Source organism: Micromonospora sp. MH33 (genome assembly GCF_003013775.1).
GTDB lineage: Bacteria > Actinomycetota > Actinomycetes > Mycobacteriales > Micromonosporaceae > Micromonospora > Micromonospora fulviviridis.
This window is the reverse complement of sequence record NZ_MUYZ01000023.1, coordinates 30,643-44,190: the sequence shown is the minus strand read 5'-3', so window position 1 is coordinate 44,190 and position 13,548 is coordinate 30,643. Positions and strand designations below refer to the sequence as shown.

The following is a 13,548-nucleotide window of genomic DNA, read 5'->3' as shown; positions in this document are numbered from 1 at the left end:
ACGGGGCCGGGGTGGCGCTGCCCGACGGGGCCGGGGTGGCGCTGGCGGTCGGGGCCGGCGCGGCGGCGGCGCCGCTGCCGTCGGTGGCCTTGAGCACCTTGCGGAAGCGCAGCTCGGCGGCGCTGCCGACGTCGGTCAGGTCCCGGTTCTCACCGGGCAGGGAGATGACGATGTTGCGGTTGCCCTCGGTGATCACCTCGGCCTCGGCCACGCCGTAGGCGTTGACCCGGTTCTCGATGATCTGGCGCGCTTCCTCAAGGTTGGCGGCAGTCGGGGGCTTGCCGTCCACGCTGTTGGTGGCCTCGAGCGTCACGCGGGTGCCGCCGATCAGGTCCAGGCCGAGCCGGGGCTCCAGCCGATCCTTCCAGCCACCGCTGGCGCCGCCCGAGAAGAACACCAAAAGATAGAGGACGACGAAGATGTACCCGAGCACGGCGAGCTGCCGTCCGGGGCGCATCTGTCCCTGAGGTGGTGCCACGGCTGTCCTGTCTCCCTGTACGGTCGCGCCGCTTCGACAGCGGCGGGAATGTCGGGCCGGGGGTGTCCGCCCGACTGCTCCGGCGGGTCGGCGCCGCCGGACGGCACGCCTTCCCGGCACACGACGCGGCGGCGTCGCGCGGGGTTCCTCGCGTGCCGGCGTCGGACGCCGACCCAACTATCCACTTGTGTGAGTGAATCCGCTGCCCCGTCCGGGGCCGGCGGTCACTCCTTGACCGACTCGGCTTCCTCGGTGATCGTCTCGGCCTCCGGGGCCTCGACCCGCTTCACCACACGGGCGATCGCCGGACGCGCGTACCGGGTCTGCACGCCCGGGGCGACCTCGAGCAGGACCGTCTCGTCCTCGACCCCGGTGACCGTGCCGTAGAGCCCGCCGATGGTGACCACCTCGTCGCCCACGCCGAGCGCGGACTGCATCTGCTCGGCCTCACGGCGACGCTTCTGCTGGGGGCGGATCATCATGAAGTACATGACGCCGAAGAGCAGAGCGATCATGAGGATCGGCGTCAGGCCGCCGGCCCCTCCACCACCCGCTGCAAGGTTTTGCACGGTTGTCGACCTTCCCATTGGCCTCCACTCCCACCCCTGCGGGGTGCCGGAGCGGAGGCGGATTCTCACGTCCTGTACAAGCCGCGGCGAAGTCTAATCCCTGCACCTGAGAACACCGAATGCGGCACAGATCACGTTCGGATCACGGCTGATCGGTCTGGGCCGAGAACAGATCGGGCACCGGCGGGGCATCCGCGCCAAATGTACCATTCGGCGGCGTACGCCCCAGATGGTGCCAGGCGGCCGCGGTGGCGACCCGGCCACGCGGCGTACGGGCCAGCAACCCGGCCCGGACCAGGAAGGGCTCGCAGACCTCCTCGACCGTGTCCGGCTGCTCCCCCACCGCCACGGCGAGGGTGGAGAGCCCGACCGGGCCGCCCCGGAAGGAGTCGACCAGGGCGCTGAGCACCGCCCGGTCCAGCCGGTCCAGGCCCAGCGCGTCGACGTCGTAGACGGTGAGGGCGGCCCGGGCGGTCGCCAGGTTGACCACCCCGTCGGCGCGGACCTCGGCGAAGTCGCGCACCCGGCGCAGCAGCCGGTTGGCGATCCGGGGGGTGCCCCGGGACCGCCCGGCGATCTCCGCCGCCCCCTCCTCGGTGATCGGCACGCCGAGGATCCGGGCGGACCGGTGCAGCAACGTCTCCAGGTCGGCCGGAGAGTAGAAGTCGAGGTGCGCCACGAAGCCGAACCGGTCCCGCATCGGACCGGTGAGCAGGCCGGACCGGGTGGTCGCGCCGACCAGGGTGAACGGCTCGACGTCGAGCGGAATGGCGGTGGCCCCCGGGCCCTTGCCGACCACCACGTCGACCCGGAAGTCCTCCATGGCGCTGTAGAGCAGTTCCTCGGCCGGCTTGGCGATCCGGTGGATCTCGTCGATGAAGAGCACGTCGCCCTCGGCGAGGCTGGTCAGGATCGCGGCCAGGTCGCCGGAGCGCTCGATCGCCGGCCCGCTGGTCACCCGGATCCCCGAGCCCAGCTCGGCGGCCACGATGTTGGCCAGGGTGGTCTTTCCCAAGCCAGGCGGCCCGGACAGGAGGATGTGGTCGGGCGGGGAGCCGCGCCGCATGGCGCCCTGAAGCAGCAGGTCGAGCTGGTCGCGGACCCGGTGCTGGGCGATGAACTCCTCCAGCCGCTTCGGCCGGACGCTGGCCTCCGCGTCCCGTTCCGCGTCGCTGACGTACGCCGAGACCAGGTTCTCACTGCTCATGCGCTGGCCTTCAGTTGCGACCGCGGGGCTCGCAGACCCGGCTCACTCCTCGCGCTCATCGGGTGCGGCCCAGGAGGCGGATGGCCTGCTTGAGCAGGACCGGCACGGGCGGGGTCTCGCCGTCGACGGTCTCGGCGACCGCGGCCACCGCCTGCTCGGCCTGGGCGGCGGTCCAGCCGAGCCCGACCAGGGCCTGGCGGACCTGCTCCGGCCAGGCGCCGGCGGTCACCCCGGCCGCGCCGTCCGCCCCGATGGGCACCGGGCCGATCCGGTCGCGCAGTTCGAGCACGAGCCGCTCGGCGCCCTTCTTGCCGATGCCGGGCACCCGGGTCAGCGCGGCGGTGTCGGCGTTGGCGATGGCCTTGCGGACCGCGTCCGGGGTGTGCACGGCGAGCACCGCCTGGGCCAGCCGCGGACCGACCCCGCTGGCGGTCTGGAGCAGTTCGAAGAGCTGCTTGGCGTCGTCGTCGGCGAAGCCGTAGAGGGTGAGCGAGTCCTCCCGGACCACCAGGCTGGTGGCCAGCCGGGCGGGCTGGCCGACCCGCAGCTCGGCGAGGGTGCCGGGGGCGCACTGCACCGCCAGGCCGATGCCGCCCACCTCCACCACCGCGTGGTCCGGACCGGTCGCGGTCACCGTGCCGCGCACGCTGGCGATCATCGCGCTCCTCCTCGTCGTGCCCGCTCGGCCGCGACGGCCAGCTTGGACCGGGTGCCGCCGCGCCAGACGTGGCAGATGGCCAGGGCCAGGGCGTCGGCGGCGTCGGCCGGGCGGGGCGGCTCGGGCAGCCGCAGCAGCCGGGTGACCATGGCGGTCATCTGCGCCTTGTCGGCCTGACCGGAACCGGTCACCGCCGCCTTCACCTCGCTCGGGGTGTAGGTCTGCACGGGCAGCCCGGCGCGCGCCCCGGCGAGCACCGCGATCCCGCTGGCCTGGGCGGTGCCCATCACGGTGCGGACGTTGTGCTGGCTGAACACCCGCTCGACGGCCACGGCGTCGGGCCGGTGCTCGGCGACCAGGTCGGTGAGCGAGCGGTCCAGGTGCAGCAGGCGCAGCGGCAGCTCGTCGGCGGGGTCGGTGTAGACGACGTAGTAGGCGACCAGGGTGCAGGGTCGGCCCGGCACGCCCTCGACCACGCCGACCCCGCACCGGGTCAGCCCCGGGTCGACGCCCAGCACGCGCACGCCGCCTCCTCCCCAGCCGTCAGCAGTACGTGTGTTCGACACCCTACTGGGGCGCCCCGGCACCCGGCCGGGCGGACACGCCGGGAGCCGGCGGGCGGGATCCGCGCCACACACTGAAGCGGTCGAGTATGTGTCGCTGCCCCATGTGCCGCCGGCCACACAGCTCGTAACTTCTTGCGCCATGACGGCAGAACCCGTGGCGGTCCCCCACGTCGTGAACGTCGACCTCTCCGGTCGCGCTGCGCTGGTGACCGGTGGTGGCAGCGGCATCGGACGGGCCTGTGCCCTGCGCCTGGCGGCGGCCGGCGCGGCGGTGCTGGTGGTCGACCGCAACGTGGAGGCGGCCAAGGCGGTGGCCGCGGAGGCGGGCGGCCGGGCGGAGGGCGTCGACCTGGCCGACGTGGAGGCGGTGGACCGGCTCGACGTCGACGTGGACATCGTCGTCAACAACGCCGGCCTCCAGCACGTGGCGCCGGTGCAGGACTTCCCCGTCGAGCGCTTCGAGTACATCCAGCGGGTGATGGTGGAGGCGCCGTTCCTGCTGATCCGCCGGGCGCTGCCGCGGATGTACGCGAACGGGTGGGGCCGAATCGTCAACATCTCCTCGGTGCACGGGCTGCGCGCCTCGCCGTTCAAGGCGGCGTACGTCTCGGCGAAGCACGCCCTGGAGGGGCTGTCGAAGGTGGTGGCGCTGGAGGGCGCACCGCACGGGGTGACCGCCAACTGCATCAACCCGGCCTACGTGCGGACCGCGCTGGTCGAGAGCCAGATCGCCGACCAGGCGGCCAGTCACGGCATCGGCGAGGACGAGGTGGTGGAGAAGATCATGCTGGCCCGGGCGGCGATCAAGCGGCTGATCGAGCCGGAGGAGGTGGCGGAGCTGGTCGCGTACCTGTGCTCGCCGCCCGCCGCGTTCATCACCGGCGCGTCGATCGCCCTCGACGGGGGCTGGACGGCCAACTAGTGGCCTCGCGCACAATGTCGGTCATGTCGTCGCCGGTCGAGTTCCTGGAGCTGCTGGCGCGGGAGGCCGCCGCGGTCGAGTTCGAGGGCCCGCTGGTCGCCGCCCGCGCCGCCGGCCTGCCCGCCGAGCGCATCGCCGAGCTGGAGCAGGCGAAGCTGGTGGCGTTGCGGGTCCGGGCGCTGCTGGAGCGGCGGCGCCGCCGGGAGACCGAGCTCTCCGGCCTGTACGACACGGCCAGCGACCTGGCCGGGCTGCGCGACCTGGACGACGTGCTGCGGGCCATCGTGCACCGGGCGCGGATCCTGCTCGGCACCGACGTGGCGTACATGACGCTCAACGACGACGAGCGCGGCGACACCTACATGCGGGTCACCGACGGCTCGATCTCGGCGCGTTTCCAGCGGTTGCGGCTGGAGATGGGCGACGGCCTGGGCGGCCTCGTGGCGCAGACCGGCACCCCGTACGTCACCTCCAACTACCAGGAGGACGAGCGCTTCAAGCACACCGGGGAGATCGACGGCGGGGTGGGCGAGGAGGGCCTGGTGGCCATCCTGGGCGTCCCGCTGCGGCTGGGGTCGAGCGTGATCGGCGTGCTCTACGCGGCCAACCGCTCCGCCCGGCCGTTCGCCCGGGAGGAGGTGTCGCTGCTGGTCTCCCTGGCCGCGCACGCCGCCGTGGCGATCGACACGGCCCGGCTGCTGGCCGAGACCCGGTCGGCGCTGGAGGAGCTGTCGGCGGCGAACAGCACGATCCGGGCGCACAGCAGCTCGGTGGAGCGCGCCGCCGCGGCCCACGACCGGATGACCGCCCTCGTGGTGCGTGGCGGCGGGATGGAGGACGTGGCGGCGGCCGTCACCGAGGTGCTGGGCGGTGAGCTGCTGGCGCTGGACGCCGAGGGGCGGCAGCTGGCCCGGGTGGGCGAGATCGAGGAGCCGGACCGGGCGGACATCGTCGAGGCGGTGGCCGCGTCCCGCACCGAGGGGCGCAGCGTCCGCCGGGGTCCGCTCTGGTACGCCGCCGTGGTGGCCGGCGCGGAGAACCTCGGCGCGCTGGTGCTGCGACCGGACGGCGAGCTGGTCGACGCCGACCAGCGGATCCTGGAGCGGGCCGCGCTTGTCACGGCGCTGCTGCTGCTGTTCCGCCGTACGGTGGCGGAGGCGGAGGGGCGGGTCCGGGGCGAGCTGCTGGACGACCTGATCGCCCGGCCGCTGCGGGACACCGACGCGCTGCGCAGCCGGGCCCGCCGGCTCGGCGTGGACCTGGACGCCCCGCACGTGCTCGTGGCGGTCGGCGACGACGCGATCGCCGCCACCGGCTCGGCCCGGCAGCGGGTGCTCTCCTGGGCCACCACGTACGCCTCGACCCGGGGCGGGCTGGCGGCGGCGCGCGACGGGCGGGTGGTGCTCATGCTGCCCGGCCAGGATGCGGGCGGGGCGGCCCGGGCGGTGGCCCGGGACCTGTCCCGGGTGACCGGCCGGCCGGTGACCGCCGGGGCGAGCGGGCCGTCGACGGGCCCGGCCTCGCTGGCCGTGACCTTCGCCGAGGCGGAGCGGTGCCTGACGGCGCTGGGCGCGCTGGGCCGGGCCGGGCAGGGGGCGAGCACGGCCGAGCTGGGCTTCGTGGGGCTGCTGCTGGGCGCGGTCGGCGACTCGGGTGACCGGGACGTGGACCGCTTCCTCACCGCCACCGTGGGGCCGGTGGTCGACTACGACGCCCGGCGGGGCACCGCGCTGGTGAGGACGCTGGAGGCGTACTTCGGCGTGGGCGGCAGCCTGGCCCGGGCGGCGGAGCTGCTGCACGTGCACGTCAACACGGTGACCCAGCGGCTGGAGCGGGTCGGGCAGCTGCTCGGCGCGGACTGGCAGAGGCCGGAGCGCGCCCTGGAGGTGCAGCTCGCGCTGCGCCTGCACCGCCTGCGCACCCCGCCGGGCTGATCCGCCCGCGGTTCAGCGGGCGCGGATGCCTTCGAGGACGCCGTCCACGATCCGCTCGGGCAGGATCCGCTCGTCGAGTTCGGGGTGCCAGCGCAGCACCCGCTGGATCAGCATCGGGCCGGTGAGCAGTGCCATGGCCAGCTCGATGTCCAGGTCGGCGCGGAGTTCCCCACTGTCCACCCCGCGGCGCAGCACCTCGCGCATCAGCTTCCGCCGCGGCTCGATCATGTTCTGGTAGAGCTGGAAGTGGTCCGGGCTGCGGTTCACCTCGGGCACCAGACAGGGCATGATCCTGGCGGCGCGCGGGTCGATGTTGTGGCCGACCGCGCCGACCAGCAGCACCAGGTCGTCGCGGACGGAGTGCCCGGCGGGCTGCGGCGGCACCCCCTTGAGCCGGCGCAACGCGTCCATCAGCAACGCGTCCTTGCCGGGCCAGCGGCGGTAGATGGTGGCCTTGCCAACGCCGGCGCGGGCGGCGATCGCCTCGATCGAGAGCGCCTCGAGGGTGCTGCCCTCGGCGAGCAGGTCGAGGGTGGCCTCGATGATCGCTTCGTCCGCGCGGACGCTCCGCGGTCGCCCGGGCGACCGCGGAGCATCAGCCGTAGGGGTCATGTCAGACATTGTCGCCGAACCTACGCGGTCCCGGCCAACTCCCGCTCGGTGGCCGGCCGGGCGTCGGTCTCGATCACCGGGCGGCCGGGCATCCAGCGCAGCACGATGACGAAGCCGAGTAGCGCCACCAGCGCGGACACCCCCGCCGCCCAGTGCATCGCCGAGACGAACGAGCTGTTCGCCGCGTCGATGAGCCGGGGGGCGCCGGCACCGAGCCGGCCGGCGACGGCGTACGCCCCGGAGATCGATTCCTGGGCGGCGTCGCGGACCGGGCCGGGCAGGCCGGACACGGCCGAGGCCACGTCGTTGCGGTAGACCGCGGAGAGCACCGAACCGAGCACCGCCACGCCGAGCGCACCGGCCACCTGGCGGACCGTGTTGCTCACCGCCGAGCCCACGCCGGCCTTCTCCCGGGGCAGCGCCGACATGATCGACTCGGTGGCCGGCGGCATGATGTTGGCCATCCCGGCGCCCTGCACGAAGCCCAGCGCCGAGAAGATCCAGATCGGGGTGTCCGCGTCGATGAGCACGAACGCGCCGAGCGCGGCGGCGGTGAGCAGCAGCCCGACCGCGGCGACCGCCCGGCCGCCGTAGCGACGCACCATGGCGGCGCTGCGCGGCGCGAAGATCAGCTGGGCGGCCGCGAAGGGCAGGAAGAGCAGGCCGCTCTCCAGCGGGCTGTAGCCGCGGACCAGCTGGAGGTAGAACGCGCCGAAGAACATCACGCCCATCGCGGCGAAGAAGACCAGGCCGACCAGCGCCACCGGGGCGGCGAACCGGGGCACCCGGAACAGCCGGACGTCCAGCGACGGGTGGTCGCTGCGCAGCTCGTGGGCGACGAACCAGCCGAGCACCGCGAGCCCACCGACGATCGCCAGCCACACCCGCGGCCGGTCGAAGCCGTGCTCGCCGCCGTCGATGATGCCGTAGGTGAGGGCGACCAGGCCGACCACGGAGAGCAGTACGCCGAGCATGTCCACCCGGCCCGGCCGGGGGTCGCGGGACTCCGGAACGAGGGTGGCCACGAGCACCACGCCGAGCACCACGACCGGCACGTTGATCAGGAAGACCGAGCCCCACCAGTAGTGCTCCAGCAGGGCGCCGCCGAGCACCGGGCCGATGGCCACCGCCAGGCCGACGGCGCCGGCCCAGATGCCGATCGCCTTGGCCCGTTCCCGGGGGTCGAACACGTTGGAGATGATCGACAGGGTCACCGGCATGATGGCCGCGCCGCCGACGCCCATCAGGGCGCGGGTGGCGATCAGCTGGCCCGGGTCCTGGGCGTACGCGGAGAGCAGCGAGGCCAGCCCGAACAGGGCCAGGCCGACCATCAGGAAGCGCTTGCGACCGAGGCGGTCGCCGAGGACGCCGAAGGTGAACAGCAGCCCGGCGAAGACCAGCGTGTAGGAGTTGATCGCCCACTCCAGCTCACCCTGGCTGGCCCCGAGGCCGTGCACCGGGTCGGCGAGGGTACGCAGGGCGACGTTGAGGATGGTGTTGTCGAGGACGACCACGAGGAGGCTGATCACCAGCACCCCCAGGATCGCCCACCTCCTCGGGTGTCCGGTGTTCTCGTGCGGTTCCACTCGGGTTTCTCCCCCCGACTCACCCGCGTCAAATACGATACGGGACAGACTCGTAACGCTGCCGAGCGTAGGTGAGAGTGTTTCGATACGGAACCGGTTCGTATCGTTTGTGCTCCAGGTCACGCCGACGGCCGGGCCAGGCAGGCAGCCCGCTCGCGCAGCGCCGTCCTCCGGCGGGCAGCGGCCGGCATCGGTTGGTCAGCGACAGACGAACCCCGGGTAGCACTCCACTACCCGGGGTTCGTCGGGACGCCGCGGTCCGGATGCGCCGCCGGATCGGCGGCGGCCTCGTCAGCTGGCCTCGCGTACCTGACGCATGGACGCGCCGAGCTGCCGCTTCATCCATCGGGCGACGGGTCGCTCGATCAGCCGGTGGATCAACCACGCGGCGATGAGCAGGCACACGACCAGAGCGGTGATCAGCAGCCACGGCGGCAGGAAGCCCTGAACCCGCTCGATGACGGCGAGCCCGACCGTCTGGTGGATGAGGTAGAGCGGGTAGGTCAGCGCTCCGGCTGTCGCGACCCAGCCCGCCTTCACCCAGGCGAAGCGGTTCAGCGCGACCGCCGCCATCACGAGGAAGAAGAGCGTCACGATGACGGCCGTCGGCGCGTAGGCGACGTCGCGGGCCTGGGCGAGGTTGGGCAGCCGGGTGAGCGCGATCAGCCAGGAGAGGCCCACGACCGACCACAACAGCAGGCTCGGGCCGAAGCGGTGGATGAGGTAGAGGGCGATGCCGGCGATGAAGTAGCTGGAGTGGCTGGCCGCCACGACGTTGGTGAGCCACGGGTTGCCGAGCTTCGGAACGATCAGCGAGGCGACCGTCCAGATGGCGCAGAAGGCCACCACGCCCCGGTAGGACAGGCCGCGCGCGACGAGGACGGCGAAGAAGATGTAGAAGGCCATCTCGACGGTGAGCGTCCAGTACGACAGGTCGAGGTGCCGGATGCCGAGAAAGTCCTGCATCATCGTCAGGTTGCCCAGCACCTCGCGGGCCTGGACGCGGGGGCCCCTGGGCACGGCCACGAGCACGCCGGCCGTGAGCAGGACCGCGAACCAGTAGGCGGGGTAGAGCCGCACGACCCGGGAGACGAAGAAGTCCCCGACGGAACGGCCCCAGGCGCTCATGCAGATGACGAAGCCACTGATGATGAAGAAGAGCTGCACGCCGAGGAAGCCGTACTTGGCGGCGGAGTGCACCGGGCCGAAGGTGGTCGCGGCGGAGGCATCCCAGACGCCGATCTTGTCGCCCACGAGGTGGTACACGACAACCATGAGGGCCGCGCCGAGCCGCAGCCCGTCGAGAATCAGCAGGCGCGGCCGTCGGGCGGGAGCGGTCCCGGCGGCCGGCGCCGGCGCGCCGGCCTGTCGTGGCAGTTCCGGGCGTTGGCCGGGCTGAACCGGTCTGGTCGTCGGCGCGGCGACCGCGCGCTCGTCCATCGCCTGCGTCATCGACGCCTCCTGGTGGTCGTGACGGTCGAGTCGGTGTCGGTCGGGGAAGGTGGTCATGGGGCAGCGGCGACGCTGACGGCCGGCATTGCCGTCAGCTTTCGCTCGGAGCGCCAGTACAGCCACACCGCGGCGAGCGCGAAGAGTACCAGCATGGTCGGCACGTAGGGGTCGACGGCGAGCCGCCGGGCCAGGCCGTCCAGGTGGCCCGCCTGCCAGATCAGCCCTCTCGGGATGGTGTCGCCGTTCCGCGCGGGGCCCGGCCACATGAGGAAGGGCAGGATCGCGGCCACCGCCACGACGCCGGTGAGCACCCGCGCCCGGGCGGGTGAGCGGCGCACGACGTCGACGAGGACGAGCATCATCGGGCCGATCCAGATCCAGTAATGCGACCAGCTCACCGGCGAGATGAGAAGCATGGTGAAGCCCACGACGACCATCGCCATGGCCTCCTCGCCGTGCCGCTGCAGCGCGGTCGCGAGGGCGAGACCGGCGACCAGGACGATCACCACGGACAGCATCCACCAGATCGTGTTCTGCTCGTCCGTCTCGAGCAGGCGTGCGGTGAAGCCCTGGAGAGACTGGTTGCCTCCGTAGCGGGGGCCGGAAACCATCAGTACCCGGTGCGAGTCGAACGCCCGCCCGGTCAGCCAGTAGTCGTACGAACCGCCCGGCTGGATGATCGCGCCCAGCAGCGTGAGCCCGACGAAGGTGCCCGTCGCGACGATGGCGGCCCGGATCCGCCGCGTGAGCAGCAGGTAGAGCACGAAGAGGCCGGGCAGCAGCTTGGTCGCGGTCGCGGCACCGATGCCGATGCCCTTGAACCGGCTACGGTCGGACAGCGCGAGGTCGGCCACGACCAGCAGCATGACCAGGATGTTGATCTGGCCGAGGCCGAGGTTGCGCTGCAGCGGCTCGGTCCAGACCAGCACCGCGCCGATGGCGGCGACGAGACCGAGGCGGCCGCGGGCGCCCTCGTAGCCGAGCATCCTGGTGGTGAACCACAGGGCCACGAGCATCGCCGCGATACCCAGAGTGGTCATGAGATGGAGGGCCACCCGCTCGTCGAACCAGGTCAGCGGGACCAGGAACGGCAGGGTGATCGGCGGGTAGGTGTAGGGAAGGCCCAACCCGGTGTACCCGAGCTGGTAGACGGGCTGCCCGTCCAGGAAGGCGTGGGTGGCCCCGAGGTACATCATGAAGTCCGTCCCGCCGAACGGATAGGCACGCACGAACGCGACGTACGCCGCGAGCGAGGCGGCCAGCACGGCCACGCCAGGGACGAGGAGCCAGTTCGGTAGGGCGGTGCGTGGGCGGGCGGCATGATCGGCCGCCACGCCGGCGGCGAACCGGCGGATGCGCTGGATGACCATAGTGGGCCGAATCTTAGCCCGGATCGCCCGCACTGGAGGTAACGGCCCCTTGCGCATTCAGTGGCTTACAGTAGTCGGTAGATCGCTCCGTGTTACCGCTTGCCCGAGGAGGTCGCCGGCGACGTCCGGGCAGCGAACGGTCGGTACTGCCGGGAACCCGGGGGCGGCCGTGACCGGCGCGGCGAGGTCACGCCTGACCGACCGGACGGGCACCGTCGCCCCCGAGATGTCCCAGCGGGAGCTATCCGCGGCGGCCCGCTCCCCGGCGGCGGAGCAGGTGGGCGACCGTGCCCCAGATGCCCCGCCGGAACAGCAGCACGACGAGGAGGAAGATGCCGCCGGTGACCAGGCCGATGGCCTCGAAGCCGGAGAACGACAACCAGTCCTCCAGCCGGACCACCAGGGCCGCCCCGAGCACGCCGCCCCAGAGGGTGCCGATGCCGCCGAGCACCACCACGATGACCGCCTTGCCGGAGGTGGTCCAGTGCAGCACGTCCAGCGAGACGAACCGGTGGCCGACCGCGAAGAGCCCGCCGCCGAGCCCGGCCAGGAAGCCGGAGAGGACGAATGCGGTCAGCTTGTAGCGGTGCACCGGGTAGCCCAGCGCGCGGGCCCGGGCCGGGTTGTCCCGGATGCCGACCAGCACCCGGCCGAACGGCGAGTGCACGATCCGCCAGGCGGCGAGCAGGCCGAGCAGCACGATCGGCAGGATCGCGTAGTAGAAGTAGTAGTCGTCGGTGAGGTCGGCGCCGAAGAACTCCCGGGGCACACCCTGGAGGCCGTTCTCGCCCTGGGTGACCGTGCGCCACTCGTTGGCCACGTAGTAGACCATCTGCGCGAAGGCCAGGGTGACCATGGCGAAGTAGATGCCGGTGCGCTTGACCGCGAGGTAACCGATCGGCAGCGCGAGCAACGCCGCGGCCAGGGCGCCGGCCAGCACGGCCGCCGGGAAGGGCAGGCCGGCGTGGATCGCGACCAGCCCGGTCACGTACGCCGAGGTGCCCCAGAAGGCGGCGTGCCCGAAGGACATCAGCCCGGTGAAGCCGAGCAGCAGGTCCACCGAGACGGCGAAGAGCGCCCAGCAGAGGATGTCCACGGCCACCGCCGGGTAGAGCCCGTTCGGTAGCCAGAGCGCCACGACCAGGCCGGCGGCGAGCAGCGCGTACCGGACCCAGCCGGGCGCCCGGGCGACGGTGAGCAGCCCCGACGGCGGGGCGGGCCGGGCCGACTCCTCGGCGGGGATGTCGACGGCGCTGGTCATGCCGGTGCCTCCTCACGGCCGAACAGGCCGGCCGGCCGCCAGAGCAGCACCGCGGCCATCACCACGAACACGACGGTCTGGGACACGATCGGGAAGTCCGACAGGTACGCCTCGCCCCAGGCCTGGATCAGGCCGATGCCGAAGCCCGCGGCGACCGAGCCGAAGATCGAGCCGAGCCCGCCGATCACCACGACCGCGAAGACCACGATGATCAAATCGGCGCCCATCAGCGGATTCACCGCCCGCATCGGGGCGGCGAGCACCCCGGCCAGCCCGGCCAGGGCGATGCCGAAGCCGAACACCGGGGTGACCCACTTCCCCACGTCGATGCCGAAGGCCCGGGTCAGCTCGGGACGCTCGGTGGCGGCCCGGACCACCATGCCGACCCGGGTCCGGCCGAGCACCCACCAGACCGCGACGCAGAGCAGCACGGTGAAGCCGAGGATGAAGACCCGGTAGGTGGGGAAGTCGAAGAGACCGAAGTCGACCGTCCCGCTCAGCTCGGCCGGGGTGGCGTACGGGCTGGACTGCACGCCGTACCGGGACTTCACCAGGTCCTGCAGGATCAGCGTGAGGCCGAAGGTGAGCAGGAAGTTGTAGAGCGGGTCGAGCCGGGTCAGCCGGTGGATCACCGCCCGCTCCAGCACCATGCCGAGCAGGCCCAGCGCCAGCGGCATGATCACCAACGCGGCCCAGAACGGCACGCCCGCCTCGGCGAGCAGCACGTACGCCCCGAAGGCGCCGAGCATGTAGAAGGCGCCGTGAGCGAAGTTCACCACCCGGAGCATGCCGAAGATGACCGCCAGCCCGAGGGCGAGCAGGGCGTAGAACGCCCCGCCCACCAGCCCGTTGAACGTGTTCTGCAGGAAACCTGACATCAGCTCGTCGTCACCTCGCCTTCTTCCGTTCGCGACTGCGGGGCTCGCAAAACCG

12 protein-coding genes and 1 pseudogene are annotated in these 13,548 nt (G+C 72.5%); 2 read left to right on the top strand and 11 right to left on the bottom strand.

The features are described from left to right. The 5 genes and pseudogenes from B0E53_RS06600 to ruvC all read right to left on the bottom strand — a co-directional run. Positions 1 to 478 (bottom strand): annotated as a pseudogene (locus tag B0E53_RS06600) (protein translocase subunit SecD); the annotation flags it as partial. 224 nt (positions 479 to 702) lie between these two features. Beyond that, the gene (gene yajC / locus B0E53_RS06595) at positions 703 to 1,065 is read right to left on the bottom strand and encodes a preprotein translocase subunit YajC (protein ID WP_107075178.1); all 363 of its coding nucleotides are present in this window, start codon (positions 1,063 to 1,065) and stop codon (positions 703 to 705) included. Positions 1,066 to 1,189: 124 nt separating this feature from the next. Then, the gene (gene ruvB / locus B0E53_RS06590; protein ID WP_107075177.1) at positions 1,190 to 2,254 is read right to left on the bottom strand and encodes a Holliday junction branch migration DNA helicase RuvB; all 1,065 of its coding nucleotides are present in this window, start codon (positions 2,252 to 2,254) and stop codon (positions 1,190 to 1,192) included. Between the two features lie 55 nt (positions 2,255 to 2,309). Beyond that, positions 2,310 to 2,912 (bottom strand): Holliday junction branch migration protein RuvA, encoded by a 603-nt coding sequence (gene ruvA / locus B0E53_RS06585; RefSeq protein WP_091309873.1) that lies wholly within the window; start codon positions 2,910 to 2,912, stop codon positions 2,310 to 2,312. Then, entirely contained in the window at positions 2,909 to 3,436 is a 528-nt protein-coding gene (gene ruvC, locus B0E53_RS06580; RefSeq protein ID WP_107075176.1) for a crossover junction endodeoxyribonuclease RuvC, read from the bottom strand. The genes ruvA and ruvC overlap by 4 nt, the downstream gene beginning before the upstream one ends. 181 nt (positions 3,437 to 3,617) lie before the next feature. On the opposite strand from ruvC, the gene B0E53_RS06575 reads away from it, so the two are divergent. Both B0E53_RS06575 and B0E53_RS06570 read left to right on the top strand, forming a co-directional pair. Next, positions 3,618 to 4,400 carry a 3-hydroxybutyrate dehydrogenase gene (locus B0E53_RS06575; RefSeq protein ID WP_107075175.1) on the top strand — a complete coding sequence of 261 codons (783 nt, stop codon included), beginning with the start codon at positions 3,618 to 3,620 and terminating at the stop codon, positions 4,398 to 4,400. A 14-nt stretch (positions 4,401 to 4,414) separates the two neighbouring features. Then, positions 4,415 to 6,334, top strand: coding sequence for a helix-turn-helix domain-containing protein (locus tag B0E53_RS06570; protein ID WP_107075174.1), 1,920 nt, complete (start codon positions 4,415 to 4,417; stop codon positions 6,332 to 6,334). A gap of 12 nt (positions 6,335 to 6,346) precedes the next feature. On the opposite strand, the gene B0E53_RS06565 is transcribed toward B0E53_RS06570, so the two are convergent. From B0E53_RS06565 to B0E53_RS06540, 6 genes are all read right to left on the bottom strand, one after another. Then, on the bottom strand, positions 6,347 to 6,955 hold the full coding sequence (locus B0E53_RS06565) for a TetR/AcrR family transcriptional regulator (RefSeq protein ID WP_107075173.1): 609 nt from the start codon (positions 6,953 to 6,955) through the stop codon (positions 6,347 to 6,349). Positions 6,956 to 6,966: 11 nt separating this feature from the next. After that, positions 6,967 to 8,532, bottom strand: a complete 1,566-nt coding sequence (locus tag B0E53_RS06560) for an MFS transporter (RefSeq protein WP_107075172.1) — start codon at positions 8,530 to 8,532, stop codon at positions 6,967 to 6,969. A gap of 291 nt (positions 8,533 to 8,823) precedes the next feature. Further along, entirely contained in the window at positions 8,824 to 9,984 is a 1,161-nt protein-coding gene (locus B0E53_RS06555; RefSeq protein WP_168215241.1) for an acyltransferase, read from the bottom strand. 53 nt (positions 9,985 to 10,037) lie between these two features. Continuing rightward, entirely contained in the window at positions 10,038 to 11,354 is a 1,317-nt protein-coding gene (locus B0E53_RS06550) for a glycosyltransferase 87 family protein (protein ID WP_168215240.1), read from the bottom strand. Positions 11,355 to 11,595: 241 nt separating this feature from the next. Continuing rightward, positions 11,596 to 12,615: a branched-chain amino acid ABC transporter permease gene (locus B0E53_RS06545; protein ID WP_107075169.1), complete on the bottom strand. Its 1,020-nt coding sequence runs from the start codon at positions 12,613 to 12,615 to the stop codon at positions 11,596 to 11,598. Next, positions 12,612 to 13,493, bottom strand: a complete 882-nt coding sequence (locus B0E53_RS06540) for a branched-chain amino acid ABC transporter permease (RefSeq protein WP_091309901.1) — start codon at positions 13,491 to 13,493, stop codon at positions 12,612 to 12,614. Before B0E53_RS06540 ends, B0E53_RS06545 begins: the two co-directional genes overlap by 4 nt. Positions 13,494 to 13,548: the final 55 nt, after the last annotated feature.

Coding starts and splice junctions, on each gene's coding strand:
- yajC (WP_107075178.1), bottom strand. CDS start 1,065: ATGGGAAGGTCGACAACCGTGCAAAACCTTGCAGCGGGTGGTGGAGGG.
- B0E53_RS06545 (WP_107075169.1), bottom strand. CDS start 12,615: ATGACCAGCGCCGTCGACATCCCCGCCGAGGAGTCGGCCCGGCCCGCC.
- B0E53_RS06555 (WP_168215241.1), bottom strand. CDS start 9,984: ATGACGCAGGCGATGGACGAGCGCGCGGTCGCCGCGCCGACGACCAGA.
- B0E53_RS06540 (WP_091309901.1), bottom strand. CDS start 13,493: ATGTCAGGTTTCCTGCAGAACACGTTCAACGGGCTGGTGGGCGGGGCG.
- ruvB (WP_107075177.1), bottom strand. CDS start 2,254: ATGAGCAGTGAGAACCTGGTCTCGGCGTACGTCAGCGACGCGGAACGG.
- B0E53_RS06570 (WP_107075174.1), top strand. CDS start 4,415: ATGTCGGTCATGTCGTCGCCGGTCGAGTTCCTGGAGCTGCTGGCGCGG.
- B0E53_RS06575 (WP_107075175.1), top strand. CDS start 3,618: ATGACGGCAGAACCCGTGGCGGTCCCCCACGTCGTGAACGTCGACCTC.
- B0E53_RS06550 (WP_168215240.1), bottom strand. CDS start 11,354: ATGGTCATCCAGCGCATCCGCCGGTTCGCCGCCGGCGTGGCGGCCGAT.
- B0E53_RS06565 (WP_107075173.1), bottom strand. CDS start 6,955: ATGTCTGACATGACCCCTACGGCTGATGCTCCGCGGTCGCCCGGGCGA.
- ruvA (WP_091309873.1), bottom strand. CDS start 2,912: ATGATCGCCAGCGTGCGCGGCACGGTGACCGCGACCGGTCCGGACCAC.